12 protein-coding genes, 1 tRNA gene and 5 pseudogenes are annotated in these 18,732 nt (G+C 38.3%); 14 read left to right on the top strand and 4 right to left on the bottom strand.

Translation table 11 applies throughout. The annotated features are described in order from the left end of the window. Positions 1–83: 83 nt before the first annotated feature. The 3 genes and pseudogenes from P4S71_RS06865 to P4S71_RS06855 all read left to right on the top strand — a co-directional run bounded on the left by P4S71_RS06865 (position 84) and on the right by P4S71_RS06855 (position 3,077). On the top strand, positions 84–761 hold the full coding sequence (locus P4S71_RS06865) for a TIGR00153 family protein (RefSeq protein WP_007375986.1): 678 nt from the start codon (positions 84–86) through the stop codon (positions 759–761). A gap of 39 nt (positions 762–800) precedes the next feature. Next, positions 801–2,069 carry an inorganic phosphate transporter gene (locus P4S71_RS06860; RefSeq protein ID WP_007375987.1) on the top strand — a complete coding sequence of 423 codons (1,269 nt, stop codon included), beginning with the start codon at positions 801–803 and terminating at the stop codon, positions 2,067–2,069. An 82-nt stretch (positions 2,070–2,151) separates the two neighbouring features. Beyond that, positions 2,152–3,077, top strand: a pseudogene (locus P4S71_RS06855) (hydrogen peroxide-inducible genes activator). 18 nt (positions 3,078–3,095) lie between these two features. Here the strand turns inward: P4S71_RS06855 and P4S71_RS06850 are convergent. Together P4S71_RS06850 and P4S71_RS06845 are read right to left on the bottom strand one after the other, a co-directional pair. Further along, positions 3,096–3,308, bottom strand: a complete 213-nt coding sequence (locus P4S71_RS06850; RefSeq protein WP_007375989.1) for a hypothetical protein — start codon at positions 3,306–3,308, stop codon at positions 3,096–3,098. Positions 3,309–3,508: 200 nt separating this feature from the next. Then, positions 3,509–6,021 (bottom strand): annotated as a pseudogene (locus P4S71_RS06845) (EAL domain-containing protein). Positions 6,022–6,206: 185 nt separating this feature from the next. Here P4S71_RS06845 and queA point away from each other — a divergent pair. The 7 genes and pseudogenes from queA to P4S71_RS06810 all read left to right on the top strand — a co-directional run bounded on the left by queA (position 6,207) and on the right by P4S71_RS06810 (position 14,578). After that, positions 6,207–7,238, top strand: a complete 1,032-nt coding sequence (queA, locus tag P4S71_RS06840; RefSeq protein WP_007375991.1) for a tRNA preQ1(34) S-adenosylmethionine ribosyltransferase-isomerase QueA — start codon at positions 6,207–6,209, stop codon at positions 7,236–7,238. 270 nt (positions 7,239–7,508) lie between these two features. Then, a complete protein-coding gene (gene tgt / locus P4S71_RS06835; RefSeq protein ID WP_007375992.1) occupies positions 7,509–8,636 on the top strand; it encodes a tRNA guanosine(34) transglycosylase Tgt in 1,128 nt (375 codons plus the stop codon). A 26-nt stretch (positions 8,637–8,662) separates the two neighbouring features. Continuing rightward, positions 8,663–9,000 (top strand): annotated as a pseudogene (gene yajC, locus P4S71_RS06830) (preprotein translocase subunit YajC). A gap of 19 nt (positions 9,001–9,019) precedes the next feature. Beyond that, a pseudogene (gene secD / locus P4S71_RS06825) lies at positions 9,020–10,878 on the top strand (protein translocase subunit SecD). Between the two features lie 9 nt (positions 10,879–10,887). Further along, positions 10,888–11,835: a protein translocase subunit SecF gene (secF, locus tag P4S71_RS06820; RefSeq protein ID WP_007375995.1), complete on the top strand. Its 948-nt coding sequence runs from the start codon at positions 10,888–10,890 to the stop codon at positions 11,833–11,835. A gap of 132 nt (positions 11,836–11,967) precedes the next feature. Beyond that, a pseudogene (locus P4S71_RS06815) lies at positions 11,968–13,751 on the top strand (GGDEF domain-containing protein). A gap of 17 nt (positions 13,752–13,768) precedes the next feature. After that, positions 13,769–14,578: a substrate-binding periplasmic protein gene (locus P4S71_RS06810; RefSeq protein WP_007375997.1), complete on the top strand. Its 810-nt coding sequence runs from the start codon at positions 13,769–13,771 to the stop codon at positions 14,576–14,578. A gap of 121 nt (positions 14,579–14,699) precedes the next feature. Here P4S71_RS06810 and suhB read toward each other — a convergent pair whose 3' ends face one another. Beyond that, positions 14,700–15,503: an inositol-1-monophosphatase gene (suhB, locus tag P4S71_RS06805; RefSeq protein WP_007375998.1), complete on the bottom strand. Its 804-nt coding sequence runs from the start codon at positions 15,501–15,503 to the stop codon at positions 14,700–14,702. A 234-nt stretch (positions 15,504–15,737) separates the two neighbouring features. Between suhB and P4S71_RS06800 the strand changes: the two genes are divergently transcribed. Next, on the top strand, positions 15,738–16,154 hold the full coding sequence (locus P4S71_RS06800) for a VOC family protein (RefSeq protein WP_337150349.1): 417 nt from the start codon (positions 15,738–15,740) through the stop codon (positions 16,152–16,154). A 321-nt stretch (positions 16,155–16,475) separates the two neighbouring features. Here P4S71_RS06800 and P4S71_RS06795 read toward each other — a convergent pair whose 3' ends face one another. After that, positions 16,476–17,141 carry a LiaF domain-containing protein gene (locus P4S71_RS06795; RefSeq protein WP_033030818.1) on the bottom strand — a complete coding sequence of 222 codons (666 nt, stop codon included), beginning with the start codon at positions 17,139–17,141 and terminating at the stop codon, positions 16,476–16,478. Between the two features lie 316 nt (positions 17,142–17,457). Here P4S71_RS06795 and P4S71_RS06790 point away from each other — a divergent pair, with 316 nt between their 5' ends. The 3 genes from P4S71_RS06790 to P4S71_RS06780 all read left to right on the top strand — a co-directional run bounded on the left by P4S71_RS06790 (position 17,458) and on the right by P4S71_RS06780 (position 18,603). Continuing rightward, positions 17,458–18,024: a BON domain-containing protein gene (locus P4S71_RS06790; protein WP_337150348.1), complete on the top strand. Its 567-nt coding sequence runs from the start codon at positions 17,458–17,460 to the stop codon at positions 18,022–18,024. A gap of 64 nt (positions 18,025–18,088) precedes the next feature. Further along, entirely contained in the window at positions 18,089–18,247 is a 159-nt protein-coding gene (locus P4S71_RS06785) for a YqaE/Pmp3 family membrane protein (protein ID WP_002957822.1), read from the top strand. A 279-nt stretch (positions 18,248–18,526) separates the two neighbouring features. Beyond that, positions 18,527–18,603, top strand: a tRNA-Ile gene (locus tag P4S71_RS06780). Positions 18,604–18,732 lie beyond the last annotated feature (129 nt).

The following is an 18,732-nucleotide window of genomic DNA, read 5'->3' as shown; positions in this document are numbered from 1 at the left end:
AAGCAATAAAAAGCATTCACAATCGTTGTGAATACTGTAAAATTCATGCTGCAAAGCATATCAATTTGATTAAAGGGTCAGTTATGCCTACAAACGCGTTTTTAGGAGTATTTGCAAAATCTCCTATCAAACCTATGGAAGAACACATCAAGAAGGTTCATCAAGCAAGTAAAGCTTTGATACCTTTTTTTAATCACGTATTTAAAGAAGAGTGGGTACAAGCAGAAGAGCTTCGTATCACTATTCGTAATTTAGAGCGTGAAGCCGATGATATGAAAAGAGATATACGTTTACAGCTACCGCGTGGATTATTCATGCCGGTAGAGCGTACAGATCTGCTCGAATTAGTAACCCAACAAGACAAAATTGCTAATAAAGCGAAAGACATTGCTGGACGTGTGATTGGTCGTGAAATGACCATTCCTAAAGTTATGCAAGTTGATTTTCTTGCTTATTTAACTCGTTGTGTAGATGCAACTAAACAAGCATCTAAAGCAATTAATGAGTTAGAAGAATTGCTAGAAACTGGTTTTAAAGGTCGCGAAGTGACCTTAGTAGAAAAAATGCTAGTAGAATTGGATGCGATAGAACAAGACACGGATGAAATGCAAATAAAAGTACGTCGCCAACTGCGAGTTGTAGAAGGTGAGCTAAATCCAATTGATGTAATGTTTTTATACAAAATCATTGAGTGGGTTGGCGAGCTTGCAGATATTGCAGAGCGCGTAGGATCACGTCTTGAGCTGATGTTAGCTCGTTAATTTAAAATCAGTTCAATTACGAAAGATTAAGGTTACACAATGGATATCATTGCATCTTACGGCACGGTATTAATTTTAATTGCCGCAGCAGTCGGCTTTTTTATGGCTTATGGTATTGGCGCGAATGACGTTGCTAATGCTATGGGTACTTCAGTAGGTTCTAAAGCGCTTACAATCAAACAAGCAATTTTTATTGCGATGATTTTTGAATTTGCAGGTGCTTACTTAGCAGGTGGTGAGGTTACATCAACAATCCGTAAAGGAATTATTGATGCAGCACCATTTGCAGATATTCCTGAGCTTATGGTTCTGGGCATGATTGCTTCTTTATTTGCAGCCGGAACATGGCTATTAATGGCTTCGTTCCTAGGTTGGCCGGTATCAACTACTCACTCAATCATTGGCGCAATCATTGGTTTTGCGTTAGTTGCTGTTGGTACTGAGGCAATCCAATGGGATAAAGTAGGTGGTATTGTTGGTAGTTGGATTATAACACCGGCTATATCTGGCTTTATTGCATACTTAATATTTATGAGTGCGCAAAAGCTTATTTTTGATACAGACGCTCCACTTAAAAATGCTAAACGTTATGTACCGCTTTATATGGGTCTAGCGGGCTTTATTATGGCTTTAGTTACAATTAAAAAAGGCTTAAAGCATGTTGGCATAGATTTAGGTGCTGTTGAAGGCTATGCACTTTCTATCGCTATTGCGGTTATTGTGGGTATTATTGGTAAAATTGCTATTTCTCGTTTGAAGATTGATCCTCAAGCGGATAAGCAAATGCAGTTCAACAATGTTGAAAAAGTATTTGCTGTATTAATGGTATTAACTGCATGTTGTATGGCATTCGCCCATGGTTCTAATGACGTTGCTAATGCTATTGGTCCACTAGCTGCTGTTGTAAACATTGTTGAAAACAATGGTGAAATTGCTAAGAAAGCCGCTATTGCATGGTGGATTCTACCGCTTGGTGGTTTTGGTATTGTGGCCGGTCTTGCTATTTTAGGTAAAAAAGTAATTAAAACAATTGGTGAAGGCATTACACATTTAACGCCTAGCCGTGGTTTTGCTGCTGAACTAGCTGCTGCTTCAACGGTTGTTATTGCATCAGGTACTGGTATGCCAATCTCTACTACTCAGACCTTAGTTGGCGCGGTATTAGGTGTAGGTATGGCACGTGGAATTGGAGCACTTAATATGGGCGTAATCAGAAACATTGTAGTTTCTTGGGTAATTACGTTGCCAGTTGGTGCTGCCCTTGCTATTGTTATTTTCTACGTACTAAGAACCGCTTTTGGGGTTTAACAAAAAAGTACTTAAAGACTTTTAGCTTGAAAAGATCTCAACGCCCTAGGTGTTGGGGTCTTTTTATTTGTGGAAAGAAAAAATGACCAATCTTCCAAGCATCAAACAGCTACAGTATTTATTAGCTGTTCATCAACATCAACACTTTGGGCGTGCCGCGAGCGCGTGCTTTATAGGTCAATCCACTTTAAGTAGTGCGATTCAAAACCTTGAAGAAACACTTGGTTGTCAGCTCATCGAGCGAGAAAATCGTAGCCTTATGTTTACCAGCATCGGCGAAGAAGTTGTAGAGCGTTCTCGTAAAATAATTAATGATACAATTAGCTTAAAAGAGCTGACTAAAAGCTTTTTAACTCCCCTCAGCGGTAAGTTAACCGTGGGTGTAATACCGACTATAGCGAGCTTTATTGCTGCGCCGCTCTATCACTTTTGCAAACAAACTTTTTGCGACTTAGAGCTGGTATTGATAGAAGACACGAGCGATAAACTACTCGACAAGCTCGAGCATGGTCATATTGATTTAGCGCTATTAGCCTTACCATACGAAACGGATAAGTTTCATACTCAAATTTTGGCAAAAGATCATTTTAGCTTAGTGCATCATAAAGAATATATGCCTGCAAAGGGGTAGAGGACTTTAATTTGCTACCAGATGCGAGTGTATTCTTACTGGAGCGTGAGCATTGTATGACAGGGCATGCGCTTAGTGCGTGTCACTTAAATCGTGCTAGTTGTATTAATCCATTTGAAGCAGCAAGCTTGCATACTTTGCTTAGCATGGTTGAACATCAACTTGGCGTGACTTTTTTACCGCAAATGGCAATTAATGCAGGGATTTTAGATAATAAAAATATGACAGCGACACCATCGCAAAGCGATGCATACCGTGATATCGGTATATTGTGGCGTAAAACAACAGGACGAATTCGCGACTTTAAGTTATTTAGTCAGCAGCTTGAGGTGTTTTTACAACGCCAATGTAGTTTGGAGTTTAATAAAACAAAGTGATTTAAATGTTAAAGCAGCCTAAAGAGGCTGCTTTTGATCATGGTTATGGTGTTCAAAAGGTTCTAGCTCCGGTAAAAATAATAAATAGATCCACACCACTAAATTAAAATAAGGCATGCAACCCAATACTGTAAATACTCGAATTGGGTAGCCCTTTATGCTCGCGTATCGATAGCATTGATACGCTATTGCAAAGTGAATAAGTAGTAATAAGATAATCAATTGCGTCATATTTATCTCCTCAAACCTTATTTTAAAACAGCCCGTGATTTAGGGTTCTGTATTTGCAATAGGTAATGTCATGTTTGTTAAGCGTAATCCTTTAAATAACGTGACATTCGTATTGTGATGAGGAAAGTATAGGTAAAAAAGATAATAATGATAGTAATAAAATGCTTAAAATTGTTTATTAATGCTTAATATGAGCTAGGTTATTGTTGGTAAAAAACTTTATTTTTTAAAATATTTTCAAGCTCTGTCTTTACTTTTTCAACCGCCATAGGACGTGCAATAAAGTAGCCTTGTCCGTAATCCACACCAATCTCTTTTAGTGCAAAAAATATATCTTTATTTTCAACATACTCAGCCACAGAACGCTTATCGAGTGACCGGCTTATATCATTAATTGCTTTTACTAACGCTAAATCGATGGGGTCGTTAAGCATGTCACGTACAAATGAGCCGTCAATTTTTACATGCTGTGCGGGAAGCTGCTTTAAATAATTAAAAGTACTAAAGCCGGTACCAAAGTCATCTATAGAAAAGTGACAACCTAAGCTATTGAGCTTCTCAATCATCTTACGTGTTGCTTTTAGATTATTAATACTTGCAGATTCAGTAATTTCAAAAATAATACGAGTAGGTGATACTTGATATTTTTCTAAGCTTGACTCTATAAGCGGCAGTAATCGTTCATCTAAAAATGATTGTGCTGATAGATTAATTGCGACTTGATTTAATTCTGGGTGTTTTTCAACACAAGCAAGCGTGTTGCGAATAACACATTGATCCATCAAAAATGTATCGTTTAACATTTCAAGCGATGGAATAAATTGATTGGGGTACACAAGTTTATCATTGAGCTTTAATCGTAGCAGCACTTCAAAGTAAGCAACTTTACTTTGTTTGAAGTCCCAAATAGGCTGATAATGAAGCTCTATATTATCTTGTTGTAATGCTTGGCGGATTTCGTGACCCCATTCCAAACCTGTTTGCAATGTCTTATTTTGCGAGTCTTCTTTTGAATAACAGTGGACTAAATTTCGACCTAAATTTTTAGCTATATATAAGGCGATGTCGGCTTGTTTTAAGCATTCATTGGGATCGCAATTTTTAGATGTTATTTGAGCTAAGCCAATAGAGCAGCTTATTGTGTAAACTTGATCCTCTGATTTAAAAGTATGTTGTTCAATTGCGATACAAACACCTTCGGCCACTAAATGCGCTTCTAATAAGTTCATGTTTGTTAAAATAACAGCAAATTCATCACCGCCAATACGGCAAACAAGGTGTTCATCACCGATATTGTCTTTAAACAGTTGAGCCACTTCTTTTAAGACAATATCGCCCTGGTGGTGGCCCTTACTGTCATTTATTATTTTAAAGTGATCAAGATCGATATAAATAATAGCATGTTCTATATCATCGAAAGTGTGCTTTGGTTGGCAGATACGATTAAGTTGTTGATCAAAATAATAGCGGTTATGTAAGCCTGTAAGTGGATCGTGATGCGCTAAATGGCGTAACTGTAATTCAGCTTGCTTTCGCTCATGAATATTGTCGATTGTGGCGGTAATTGTTGCTGTATTACGACTATTTTTGATCAGTTGAAACCTGCATTCTACCCAAATTTGAGTGCCATTTTTGTGCTGTAACTTAATTTCTACTTGTTGCTGATTTTCACCCCCTAAAATATCACAAATCGTATTTTGTAATTTTTCTTGGCATTCATTAATACAAAATGCGGTTAAAGGTTTTTGCAGTGTTGGTTTTACGCCATGACCACTTAGTGTTTCCCAAGCTGGATTTATAAAGCGTATTTTACCTAGTTGATCAAGTTCAAGTACCACGGTATTTAAGTGTAATAGAATGCGTTGGTGGGCTGAGAATAACTCTTTATATTTCACTTCACTTACACTCAATTGCTCAACTTTGTTGGCAAATTCAGCATAACTGACCATAAAGTCTTCTCGACGTGCTGCGTGGTCACATACTTTATTTAAAAAGAAGGGTCGTAGGGGGCACGAATAAAATCGGTAACACCTGATAATAAGAGCTGCTCTGCATAATTTGCATCATCATTATCTATAATTGTTACAATTGCCTGTTTTGGGTTATGTTGCAAAATCTCTTCTACTAAAACACTCGACGTTTCAGCTCTTGCGGCTGTGGCATCTAACAGTACGATGGCAAATTTTTGCTGGTAGTAAGCGTTTAGCGCTTCTTTGCTTGTTGTTGTATGTGTAATTGCAAAGTTTAGCTTTAGTTGTGCGCTAATATCATTGGCTTTATCTTGCAGTGGCTCAAGTAATAAGAGGTTTAAGCGGCTACTTTTTTCTAAATGTGTCGACAGCACATTAGCCAAAACCTGTGGCAGCATGTCTTGTTGCTCAAAAGGCAGTACGGCATCAATACCATAACTACGCGCAGTTGTTTCTGCGATGCGTTCACAATAAATGGGAGGGATGAGTAGTATCGGCGTATTCTTTGGTGTTTTTAATAAACCCGAACGGATCATCCGTGAAAAGCGCCAACCATCTATTTTACCGACATTGAGGCCCGTGATAATAATATCAACAGGCTGTTGCTTTAATAGTTTTAAAGCTTGTTGGCTGTCTTGTACTTCAATAAAAGCAAAAACATTCAGGCTCTCTAAAGTGGCACGAATAGTAAGGCGTTCAGCACGACTTGCGTTTAATATTAGCAATTTAAGTTGCTCTACCACGTATTTCTCAACCCATATTTATTTAACCGAATAAGAATAGTGATTTTTTGATTGAAGAACAAGAAAATTAATGGTCATTCGTAGGCTTGCGTACTTCAATTTTGCAGAATATAAGGGGATTTCTTGAGCTTGATAGGCGATAGATATACACTTGGCGCGATTTTAAATGATGTGGATTACTAACTATGCGCGTAGCTGATTTTAGCTTTGACTTACCTGATGAATTAATAGCTCGCTTTCCTAAGCCGGATCGTACGAGTAGTCGTTTACTTAGCCTAGATGGGCCTAGTGGTAGTGTAGAACACAAAGTCTTTAGTGACATACTTGAACTGGTAAATGAAAACGACTTACTGGTTTTTAATAATACCAGAGTAATCCCTGCACGCATGTTTGGTCAAAAAGCATCAGGTGGTAAAGTTGAAGTATTAGTTGAACGCGTACTTGATGAACATCGTGTGCTTGCACATGTCCGTGCTAGCAAATCATTAAAGCCTGGTAATGAAGTTATTTTAGAAGGTAAGGCCAAGGCAATAATGGTTGCACGGCATGACACGTTATTTGAGCTTGAATTTGATCACAGTCAAAACGTACTTGATATATTAAACGACATTGGACACATGCCATTACCGCCTTATATCGACCGTCCTGATAACGAGGCAGATCGTGAGCGCTATCAAACAGTTTATGGTGAAAAACCAGGGGCAGTGGCAGCGCCTACTGCTGGTTTACATTTTGATAAACAGTTAATGGCTGCATTAAAGGATAAGGGCGTGCAAATGGCTTTTGTTACCTTGCATGTTGGTGCAGGTACTTTTCAGCCAGTGCGTGTTGACAGTGTTGACGATCATATAATGCATTCCGAATACATTGAAGTGCCAGAAGATGTGGTAGCGGCTGTTGCAAAAACTAAAGCGAAAGGTGGGCGCGTTATTGCCGTTGGTACAACCTCAGTGCGTTCATTAGAATCTGCAGCAAAAGTACATGGTGGCAAGCTAGACACTTACTTTGGTGATACAGATATATTTATTTATCCGGGTTATCAGTTTAATGTAGTGGATGCCATGGTTACTAATTTTCACCTACCGGAATCAACGCTTATAATGTTAGTGAGTGCCTTTAGCGGGCAAGACAACATTATGGGTGCGTATAACACGGCAATTGAACAGCAGTATCGTTTTTTTAGTTATGGCGACGCGATGTTTTTAACACGTAAATAGTTAAGTAACCGGCCCTATTGCAAGTAAATTCAACACAGTTAGCGCTGAAAATAGTTGCTTGAGACAGACTTATTATCCAGGGTTCAGGTTAAGTATTAAATTATCAGTAAAAATGATTACAAACCCCAGTTAAGTTGCTGGGGTTTTTTATTTGAATGAAGTTATCAGTATTGAATTTACCGCAGCTAATAGTATTGGCTGGTCAAAAAGGGTAGAATCGAGCGGTTAAATTATAGCTTGTTGGACTGTTTTTCTGACATTGAGGATGATATGAAATTTGAATTAGACCGTACTGACGGAAAAGCGCGCCGTGGCCGCTTGATTTTTGACCGTGGTGTAATAGAAACACCTGCATTTATGCCTGTTGGTACTTACGGTACTGTAAAAGGTATGACGCCAGATGAAGTAAAAGCGACTGGTGCACAAATTTGTTTAGGTAATACCTTCCACTTAATGCTTCGCCCAGGTACTGAGATCATTAAGCAGCATGGTGATTTACATGACTTTATGAACTGGGATTTCCCTATTTTAACTGACTCAGGCGGTTTTCAGGTATTTAGCCTAGGCGCAATGCGTAAAATCACTGAAGAGGGCGTATTATTTCAATCACCTGTAAATGGTGATGAAATTATGATGTCACCTGAAAAATCGATGGAAGTACAACGCGATTTAGGCTCAGATATTGTAATGATATTTGACGAATGTACGCCGTATCCAGCGACTGAAAAAGAAGCTAAAGATTCTATGGAGCTATCTCTTCGTTGGGCTAAGCGTTCTAAAGAAGGTCATGGCGACAACCCATCTGCTTTGTTTGGTATTATTCAAGGTGGTATGTACCCAGAATTACGTGCACAATCACAAGCCGGTCTTGAAGACATTGGTTTTGACGGTTATGCATTAGGTGGCCTATCAGTAGGCGAGCCTAAAAACGAAATGATGAACATTCTTGATCATTGTGCGTTTAAAATGCCAGAAGACAAACCTCGTTACCTTATGGGTGTAGGCAAACCAGAGGACTTAGTTGAGTCGGTTCGCCGAGGCATTGATATGTTTGACTGTGTTATGCCAACGCGTAATGCACGTAATGGTCATTTATTTATTACCACAGGTGTGGTTAAAATACGTAACGCAGTGCATAAAACAGATACAGGGCCACTTGACCCTGAGTGTGATTGCCATACGTGTGGGAATTATTCACGAGCTTATTTGCATCACCTTGATAAATGTAATGAAATTTTAGGTGCGCGACTAAACACAATTCATAATTTACGTTACTATCAACGTGTTATGGAAGGTTTACGCAATGCAATTAGCGAAGGTAAATTAGAAGAATTCGTAAAAGATTTTTATGCTCGCCGAGGCCAAGATGTGCCAGAGCTAGCAGATATAAAAAATTAAACTTTAAAAATTAAAGAGGAAGTATCATGAGTTTATTTATTTCAAACGCACAAGCAAGTACAGGCGCAGCAGCGGCAGGCGGCGGCACTATGCAAATGCTAATTATGTTAGCTATTTTTGGTTTAGTTTTTACTTTTTGATTTATCGCCCACAAGCTAATCGTGTTAAAGAACACAAAAGCCTAATGAATGCGATGGCTAAAGGTGACGAAGTGCTAACTCAAGGTGGCTTAGTAGGTAAAATAGTTAAAATTTCTGAAGATAAAGATTTCATCGTTATCTCTTTAAATGAGCAAGCAGAAGTAACAGTACAAAAATCATCTGTATCTGCAGTATTGCCAAAAGGCACAATGAAGTCGCTATAAAAATAATAAGGACGACCCCGTGTTAAACAAGTTTCCGGTTTGGAAGTATTTACTTGTTTTAGCTGTGGTAGCCATTGGCCTTTTATATGCTTCTCCAAACTTGTATGGTCGCGATCCGGCTATACAAGTTTCAGGTGCTAAAGGTGCTGATGTTGATCTCAGTGTTGTAGACAAAGTAAACGAAATCCTCAAAAAAATAATGTAACCGCTAAATCGACAATACTTGAAGATGGACAAATTTTAGTTCGTTTAAAAAATGTTGAAGAGCAGTTAAAAGCGCAAGATTTACTGCGTGATTCGCTTAGTGATGATTACATTTCTGCTATTAATATGGCACCTGCTCAACCAGCTTGGTTAAAAGCGGTTGGTGGCAACCCAATGAAGTTAGGCCTTGATTTAAGTGGTGGCGTACATTTCACCATGGAAATCGACATGGCAACAGCGGTTGATAACCAGCTTGAGCAAATGGAACAAGATTTTCGCAGTGATCTGCGCGAAGAAAAACTACGTTACCGTAGTGTTCGCCGTGTAGCTGGCTCTGAACGTATGCGTGTAGAAATGCGTACCGAAGAAGACAAAAATGCTGCAGAAAGTTTCTTAGGAACTCGTTACCCGCTAAACGTTTACATTGATGATAGCAGCAACGATAAAGCATTTTTTGCAACAATGAGTGAGCAAAAACTCAAAGAAATTCGTGACTACGCTATCAAGCAAAATGAAACGATTATTCGTAACCGTATCAACCAAATTGGTGTTGCAGAGCCTAACGTACAACGCCAAGGCGCTGAGCGTATTATTGTTCAACTACCCGGTATTCAAGATACAGCACGCGCTAAAGAAATTTTAGGTGCGACAGCAACACTTGAATTTCGTGAAGTAGACGAAAATGCCGATGCAAGTGCTGCTGCTCAAGGTCGTATTCCAGCGGGTACTGAAATGATCATGAGCCGCGACGGTTACCCTGTTGTACTTAAAAAGCGTATTATTTTAGAGGGCAGCCATATTACGGGCGCGCAATCTGGCGCTGATGAATACCAACGTCCGCAAGTAAGTATTACGTTAGATAGCAAAGGTGGGGCAAAAATGAATGCCTTTACCAAGCGTGCTATTGGCAAGCGCATGGCAACGGTATTTATTGAATACAAGCCATCAGGTAAAAAAGATGCTAACGGTAAAGCACTTCCACCTATTAAAGTTGAAGAAGTTATTAACGTGGCAACGATTCAAGCTCGTCTTGATCGCTCGTTCCGTATTACCGGCATTGATAATCCAGCAGAAGCACATAACTTAAGTTTACTACTTCGTGCAGGTGCGCTTGTAGCACCAATTCAAATTGTTGAAGAGCGCACTGTAGGTCCAAGTTTAGGACAAGAAAATATTGAAGCGGGTATGACTGCGGTTGCACTTGGTTTTGCGTTTGTACTTGTGTTTATGCTTGTGTACTACAAAGGCTTTGGTATGGTTGCAAACCTTGCGCTTGCGGCTAACTTAGTACTGATTGTTGGCGTTATGTCTTTAATTCCAGGCGCTACTCTTACGCTACCAGGTATTGCGGGTATTGTATTAACCGTAGGTATGGCAGTTGATGCTAACGTACTTATTTTTGAGCGTATTCGTGAAGAACTGGCCGATGGTCGTAGTCCTCAACAAGCGATTCATTTTGGTTACGATAGCGCATTTAGCACTATATTTGATGCCAACATCACGACACTAATTGCTGCCATTATACTGTTTGCAGTGGGCACTGGTCCGATTGCGGGCTTTGCAGTGACACTTGCGATTGGTATTTTAACTTCAATGTTTACAGCCATCGTTGGTACCCGTGCGGTAATCAACTTGTTTGTTGGTGGTAAACGCATTGATAAACTTTCGATTTAAGGAGCAGACATGCAAATTTTAAGTTTGGGTAGTAGAACCCTTCGTTTCATGTCTCTTCGAAAAGTGGCTATGGGTTTTTCGACGTTACTAATTTTAGCGTCGTTTGCATCAATTTTTGTTAAAGGCTTAAACTTTGGTTTAGATTTTACAGGCGGTACTGCTGTAGAAGTTGGTTTTTCACAACCTGCTGACCTTAAAAAAGTACGTGATGCGCTAGCTGAAAATGGCTTTTCCGATGCATCGGTACAATTGTTTGGTTCAAGCCAAGAGATTTTAGTTCGCTTAGCGCCACGCGGTAGCGATGTAAAAGCGGAAGTAATTGGCAACCAAGTAATCGACGCACTTAAAAAAGCAGACGACAGCGTAGTAATGCGCCGCATTGAGTTTGTAGGCCCAAGTGTAGGTGAAGACTTAAAAGAGCAGGGTGGCCTAGCCATGTTAACTGCACTTATTTGTATCTTAATCTATGTTGCATTTCGCTTTGAATGGCGCTTCGCTGTGGGTGCGGTAGGTGCACTATTACACGATGTTATTATTACTGTAGGTTTGTTTTCTATATTAGGTTTAGAGTTTGATTTAACTATATTGGCGGCAATTCTTGCGGTAATTGGTTATTCACTTAACGATACCATTGTTGTGTCGGACCGTATTCGTGAAAACTTCCGTAAAGTACGCATTGACGATACCGTTGAAATTATTGATATTTCACTTACCCAAACACTTAACCGTACACTTGTAACATCAATCACCACTATTTTAGTATTGATTGCCTTGTTTGCATGGGGCGGACAAACTATTCATGGCTTTGCAACTGCATTGTTATTTGGTGTGTTTATTGGTACTTATTCTTCTATTTATGTTGCCAGCTCTGTTGCACTTGCAATGGGCGTAAGCAAAGAAGATTTAATACCAGAAGTAATTGAAAAAGAAGGTGCAGACCAAGACGCTATGCCGTAATGGTTGTGTAACTGTTAAAAAAACCGCTCTGTTGAGCGGTTTTTTATTGCGTGGCGTTTATTTCAGTGCAATAAAATTGTAATACAGGCTTGCTACTTTATTATTCTTATCAAATTATAATTAGAGTCCGACGTGACCGTACAACACAAAGTTTTAGAGTATATTTTAAATAATGCTGAAATAACGACATTATTTCAGCCTATTTTTAATATATCTAATCAAAGTATTATTGGTTACGAAGCGCTCAGTCGCGGTCCTAAAAATAGTCCACTTGAAATGCCGAATAAATTATTTGAAGTGGCTCATCAGCATGCATTAATTTCAGAACTTGAATTATTATGTCGCTCTAAAGCAATCGAAAACTTTGTAAAATTAAACCTCCAAGGCAAGCTCTTTTTAAATGTAAGCCCTAAAACTTTACTCGATCCGTGTCACCCCAAAGGCGAAACGTTGCATTTAATTGAGCAATTTGGATTAGCTGCGAACAGAGTTGTGATTGAGGTTACTGAGCAAGAGAAAGTTGATGATGGGTTTTTACTTTTAAAAACAATTGCTCATTATCGAGAACTTGGCTTTACCATTGCTATTGATGATTTAGGCGCTGGCTACTCAGGGTTAAAGCAGTGGTCTGAGTTATGTCCAGATTTTGTAAAAATAGATCGCTATTTTATTGATTTTTGTGATGAGAGTGACGTTAAAAAAGAGTTTTTAAAATCAATCACTATACTTGCTAAAGCAACTAATACAGCCGTTATTGCAGAAGGTATTGAGCGTCCGGAGGAGCTGGCGTTAGTTGAGAGCTTAGGCATTAGTAACGTACAGGGATTTTTACTCGAAAGGCCCAGTTTACGACCAAGTTATGACTTTAGTTCTGAGCAAATACAAGCACTAACATTTAAAGCAAAGGCGCTCTGTGAGCAATCAATGGCAATAGGGTATCTTGCTTTAACTCAGTCAGCAATTGATAGCGAAACACGCTGTAAGGATGCTCACAAGCTATTTGAGCAAGACAAATCAATTATTAGTATCCCAGTATTAAATCAAGATGACCAGCCAATTGGTTTACTTCATAAAGATCAGCTAACGGAAGTATTTGCGGCTCCCTACGGGCACGCACTTTATGATAAACGCCCAGTTACAGAATTAATGGACAAGCAACCATTAGTCGTTGACGAGAATCAAATGCTTGATGTCGTAAGTAAGCAAATAACAGATCAGGATTTTGATATACGCAGGCATATAGTTATTACACGCAATAATAAATACTTGGGATTAGCGCCACTGAGAGATATTTTAAAACATATTACCGAAGAAAAAATTCGCCACGCACAGCACGCTAATCCGCTTACTATGCTACCAGGTAATGTTGCTATAAATGAAGCTATAGAGCAAAGGCTGCGTAATAAGTTAAAATTTTCATTAGCTTATATAGACCTAAATCACTTTAAACAATTTAATGACTTATATGGTTATGCCAGCGGTGATAGTGTAATTAAATTATTAGCCGATGTAACAGTGCAAGCTTGCACAAACAGTGCTAACTTTGTAGGACATATTGGCGGTGATGACTTTATGGTTGTGTTTGACCAAAGTGATGCAGTTACAATTTGCAATACAATTATTGAACGGTTTGAATTGCAGTCACAGCTATTTTTACTCCTGAGCATATTAAAAGCAAAGGATACTGGGCTACAAATCGCGAAGGTGAAAAGCAATTTGTCCCTTTACTGACCTTATCGATTGGTTTGGTTGAACCTGATTTACAACAGTGTAAAAATAGTCATCAAGTAGCTGCATTAGCGACTGATGCTAAAAAAGAGGCCAAACGATACCGTCATAGCTATCTTTTTATCTGTAAGCGAAGAAGGCCTACACCAGCGGTGGTGCGTTTAGCAAATAGTAAAAAGGTAGTTTAACAAAGTAGGTGATTATTATGTTGCCATTTAAGTATCTGGTTAGCGTTGTAAGCTTGTTTGTGTGTAGTGCTATAGCAAGCGAAGTCAATATTATTAATGTCCCTCAAGATCAACACTCGCATTTTACGCGTGACGACTACCTCAATGAATTACTCTCAAAAGCACTTATCAGAGCAGATTACTCAGCTGAAATAAATTTAGTGCCAGTTCACCCTCATCAACAACGAAATCTTATGGCACTTGATGGGAACGCCCTTGATTTATATTGGAGTATGAGTAGCCCTGAGCGAGAGTCGTTGGCGATTGCAATTAAAATCCCTTTATTTAAAGGGTATATTGGTAAAAGAGCACTGCTTACGAATACAAAAAATGTAGATAAATTTAAAGGTATTACCTCTGTTGAGCAATTATCAATGCTTATTGCAGTGCAAGGTCATGATTGGCCTGACATGCGGATATTAGTTAACAATGGACTAAGTGTTAGGCCACTTTCTAATTTAAACTCGATGTTTGCATTAACAAGTCAGGGGCGGATTGATTATTTTCCGCGCTCATTCATCGAAGTTAATTCAGAGCTTATGGATTTAAAAGATAAGAATTTAGTAATAGTGCCAGATTTATACATTAGCTATCCAACTGGGCTTTATTATTTTGTCTCAAAAAATAAACCCGAACTGGCTCAAGCGATTGAAAAAGGGCTTAAGATCATGCAAAAAAATGGTGAATTTGATGCGCTATTTTATGAGTATTTCGCGACAGAGCTTAATTCATTACCTTACACAAAAGGTAAAACAATAGAGCTTAAGCTTGATAACCCTTATTTTTAGACACAAAAAAAGGAGCCTGAGCTCCTTTTTAGTATACTGCTGTACCAATCTACTTAGGTAGGGAAATTTAATTCGTTAAATTGTTCAAATACTTATGCAGATTAGTATTAGTAGCATTAAATTAGCGAAGTAACGACTCAGTTAATACTGGGCGAATTTCACGAATAATTGCTTGAGTCAATTTTGGTGAACCACAGATGATATTACCGCTGTGGCTATAGTTATTACCACCAGCAAAATCTACAACCATACCGCCGGCTTCTTTAACCATTAGTTCGCCCGCTGCAGAATTCCACGGTTTTAAACCAATTTCAAAAAATCCATCAACACGACCCGCTGCAACGTATGCCATATCTAGTGCAGAACAACCTGCGCGACGAATATCAGCAGTGTGTACAAACAATGCTTTAAACGCTTCAGTGTATGCATCCATGTGGTTTTTATTTTTGAAAGGGAAACCAGTAGCAAGTACAGTGCCCGCAAGAACGGTAGTTTTGCTTACACGAAGACGTTTGCTGTTAAGTTGAGTGCCTTGACCACGAGAAGCAGTGAAAAGCTCACCACGAATTGGATCATAAATAACAGCTTGGTCTAAACGACCTTTAACTTTAAGTGCGATAGAAACCGCGTAATGAGGGATGCCTTTGATGAAATTAGTTGTTCCATCGATAGGATCTACAATCCATTGGTAATCATCATCCTTGCCTTTATGCTCACCTAACTCTTCACCAACAATCGAGTGAGTTGGGTAAGATTGTAAAATAGTGTCACGAATTACGGCTTCAGCTTCTTTATCAATGTTAGTTACTAAGTCGTTAGCGCCTTTTTGTTGCACTTCAACTTTTGATAAATCTTCACTTGCGCGAAGTAAAATTTTGCCTGCGTTACGCGCAGCGCGAACCGCAATGTTTAACATTGGATGCATGGAGTTACCTTTGGGTTGTAAAAGAACGTTTATATATTTCAGCCGGCGTATTTTAGCGATTTCTGCCATAAAGTAAACAATAAACCCTAAATACTTTTGTGTGTTTTTTATACTTTATTGTTCTGCATATATATTTGCGGCTGTATAAAATTTAAATAAATCTAAAAAACCACTTTACCTAAAGTTAACTTGAGGTTTTATTGTGTTTGCATACTCAATCAAGAAGGACACATTATGTATTTAGAACATGTCAATTTAGTGGTTAATAATATTGAGGATATGATTAAATTTTATCAAGCGGTATTCCCTTATTGGTCAATCCGAAGTGAAGGTAGGGGCACTTGGCATGGTAAAACAAGGCGCTGGGTGCATTTTGGTGATGACACACAATACATTGCAATGAGCGATCATGGTGAAGGTGAAAACCGAGATTTAGCAGGCCATCAATTAGGTTTAGCGCACTTTGCTTACGTTACTCAAAATTTAGATGCAGTAGTAAAGCGTTTGCAACAAGTTGGTTTTAAAATAGATAAACAAGGCGGTGACAACCCATTTAGAAAAAATGTTTATTTTATCGATCCGGCTGGATTTGAAGTAGAGTTTGTAGAATATTTAAGTGATATACCAAGCGAGCGAAATAACGATTTATAATAAAACGTCAGGCAGTAACTTAGGCTTATTTATCTTTCGAAGTTGAATTTTAAGCCGTGTGTTTGGTTTTTAGTAGAACACACCTATGTGGTGTGCTTATTCCCTATAAATAGGTAATAACAACGTATAAATGCCAAACACAGGCTAACGAAAGGCTCTACCTAGGACTGCAGTTAGCACTGAAAATAGTTGCTTGAGATAGATTTATTATCCAGAGTTCAGGTTATTTAGGTTACAAATCTCGGGCAGCAATTAAACGCACCTAATTAAGGCAATATCTGACCTTAAAGGTCAATCGACTCTAACGCGCTGCTAGATAAATTATAATGAGCGGTTATTATTAACGCCAAGTTGTGTTTTTAGCTCGTTTGCAAAGCTCATAAACTTCTCTTTTATGGTGCGTTTTATTTTAACTTCAACCGACCCCATTACTGCTTTACCTTCAATATGAATAGTGGGTCCTTGGCGCTTGTTAAGCGATACCGACTTGTTTTCAAGGCTGCTTAAAATACAAAACATTTTAGAGACTACATTTACATGCTCTGGTACATAAATTTCATCGCTACCAAAAATACAGTTAACGTGAATCGTTACATTTTGGTGGGTAAAAATGGCATCAGTAAAATCAAGCACTACAGAGCCCATAAAATTGGTTAAGTATATATTTTTTGGCACAACCCATTGACCACTGCGCTCGTTAGAACCCAAAATGCTGCGTAGCGTAAAATCATCATCGCTGTTTTGCTGTGCACTATAATGTGGAGTAAATTGCGATTGTTTTTCTGCTTTATATTGCTGATCGGTATTAAGTGTTAAGTCTTCAACTAGGATTAACAAAGCTTCATTACTACTTGCATCCATAGCCTCATCTAAGCGTCTTTCAAATGCATCAACTGAAATAACGCCATGGCTGTAATTATAAATTAATTGATCAATCACTTGTTCGCGTACTTGCTCTATTGGGCGGTCTTCAACTTTTACAGACATGGGCATTCCTTATTATATTTACTATTGGTAGTGAGTAAGCAAACGGCGTACCAAATATAATTTCAATAATTATCAGAGGCTTAATTTTTCAGTCTGTTTTTAGTTTTGTTATATTAACGATAGATTAACCAAAACAGCAATTATCTAGCTATTTTCACAATGTGAGAAAGTTTTACCGATGAGTCTGTAAATAGTTACACGGCTATAACATGGAATTAGTTAATTTAAAAGGCCAACCCATTGAATTTAAATGTTAAATTTAGTTGGCCTAAAGTTCGCATTAGTTAAAGTGTCTTTAATCAAAAGGAGAAAGATTATGAAAACATTTAACAAATCTATTATCGCGGCTTTAGTTCTTGGTTCTACGGCTATGAGTGCCCAAGCAAACAGCTGGGAAAACGAAAGTAAAGATGCTTGGATTGATGGTAAGGCAGAAACAGTGCTACTTATGAACACTAATCTAAACAACTTTGACATTAACACTGATGTAAAAAATGGCAAGGTAGTACTTACAGGTAAAGTTGATAGCGAAATTGAAAAAGAGTTAGCAGAAGAACTTGTACTTAGCCTAGATGGCGTATCCGATGTTGAAAACAGCCTGACTGTTGTAAAAAACATGGATACCAAAACCACAGACAAAGACATGATGGATGATGGTGATAACGACCTAACAGACGCTAAAATCACCACTGTAATCACAACACGCTTCCTATTTGACTCAGAAGTTGGTGGTACAGACATCGATGTTGATACCGATAACGGTATTGTAACCTTAAACGGTTCTGTAGAATCTGAAGCTGAAAAACAGCTAGCGGTTAAAATTGCCAAAAATGCTGAAGATGTGCGCGACGTGGTAGATAAATTATCTATCGTTGCTGAATAATGCACTATACTCAAAGCCCAGTGAATCTGGGCTTTTTGTTTTTTAATTTTAAAGGAGTTAAGTTATGGATATCATTCGTATAATATTGTCAGTTTTATTACCGCCACTAGGTGTATTTTTGCAAGTAGGCTTAGGTATGCATTTTTGGTTAAATATTTTATTAACACTGCTAGGTTATTTCCCAGGGTTAATACACGCCATTTATATTATTGCTAAAAAGTAACGTTGTGTTATTTGTATTATTAGTTGTGTAAGTCAATTTTAAATGCAGCTTAAATAGGCACTTTTAATTGGCTTGCATGAATCCCTTCTCCTAAATTCCTCATTTTTACACATTACTCCCTCATAAAAGATTACTATTTAAGCAGTTAGCTTACTGATTGTTAAAATAAAGGTTTTTAGTAGTGACAAGCCCCCAAAAAGTTTTTATACTGCAACCCGCTTTAGTCGCTCTGTGACTGAACGCTTCAAAAATTAACTGCCTAGCAGTTATATAAAAGTTGGCCCCTTAGCTCAGTTGGTTAGAGCACACGACTCATAATCGTTAGGTCCCCAGTTCGAGTCTGGGAGGGGCCACCACTTTTACAAGCTTTCCAAGTAAACTCCTACTAACAGAAATTACCCTGTACTACTTTTTTAAATAGAAAAAGATAAATAGCTATTATCAGTATCTAATCGATAAAATATTTCAAATGTGGAAAGTAATAA

The sequence above is a fragment of the Pseudoalteromonas sp. B62 genome (assembly GCF_037162565.1).
In the GTDB taxonomy this organism is placed as follows: domain Bacteria; phylum Pseudomonadota; class Gammaproteobacteria; order Enterobacterales; family Alteromonadaceae; genus Pseudoalteromonas; species Pseudoalteromonas fuliginea.
Note: the sequence above shows the minus strand (reverse complement) of the source record. Positions and strands in the feature narration are given on the sequence as shown.

Coding starts and splice junctions, on each gene's coding strand:
- P4S71_RS06790 (WP_337150348.1), top strand. CDS start 17,458: ATGAAAACATTTAACAAATCTATTATCGCGGCTTTAGTTCTTGGTTCT.
- suhB (WP_007375998.1), bottom strand. CDS start 15,503: ATGCATCCAATGTTAAACATTGCGGTTCGCGCTGCGCGTAACGCAGGC.
- P4S71_RS06865 (WP_007375986.1), top strand. CDS start 84: ATGCCTACAAACGCGTTTTTAGGAGTATTTGCAAAATCTCCTATCAAA.
- P4S71_RS06860 (WP_007375987.1), top strand. CDS start 801: ATGGATATCATTGCATCTTACGGCACGGTATTAATTTTAATTGCCGCA.
- P4S71_RS06810 (WP_007375997.1), top strand. CDS start 13,769: ATGTTGCCATTTAAGTATCTGGTTAGCGTTGTAAGCTTGTTTGTGTGT.
- secF (WP_007375995.1), top strand. CDS start 10,888: ATGCAAATTTTAAGTTTGGGTAGTAGAACCCTTCGTTTCATGTCTCTT.
- P4S71_RS06800 (WP_337150349.1), top strand. CDS start 15,738: ATGTATTTAGAACATGTCAATTTAGTGGTTAATAATATTGAGGATATG.
- tgt (WP_007375992.1), top strand. CDS start 7,509: ATGAAATTTGAATTAGACCGTACTGACGGAAAAGCGCGCCGTGGCCGC.
- queA (WP_007375991.1), top strand. CDS start 6,207: ATGCGCGTAGCTGATTTTAGCTTTGACTTACCTGATGAATTAATAGCT.
- P4S71_RS06850 (WP_007375989.1), bottom strand. CDS start 3,308: ATGACGCAATTGATTATCTTATTACTACTTATTCACTTTGCAATAGCG.
- P4S71_RS06785 (WP_002957822.1), top strand. CDS start 18,089: ATGGATATCATTCGTATAATATTGTCAGTTTTATTACCGCCACTAGGT.
- P4S71_RS06795 (WP_033030818.1), bottom strand. CDS start 17,141: ATGTCTGTAAAAGTTGAAGACCGCCCAATAGAGCAAGTACGCGAACAA.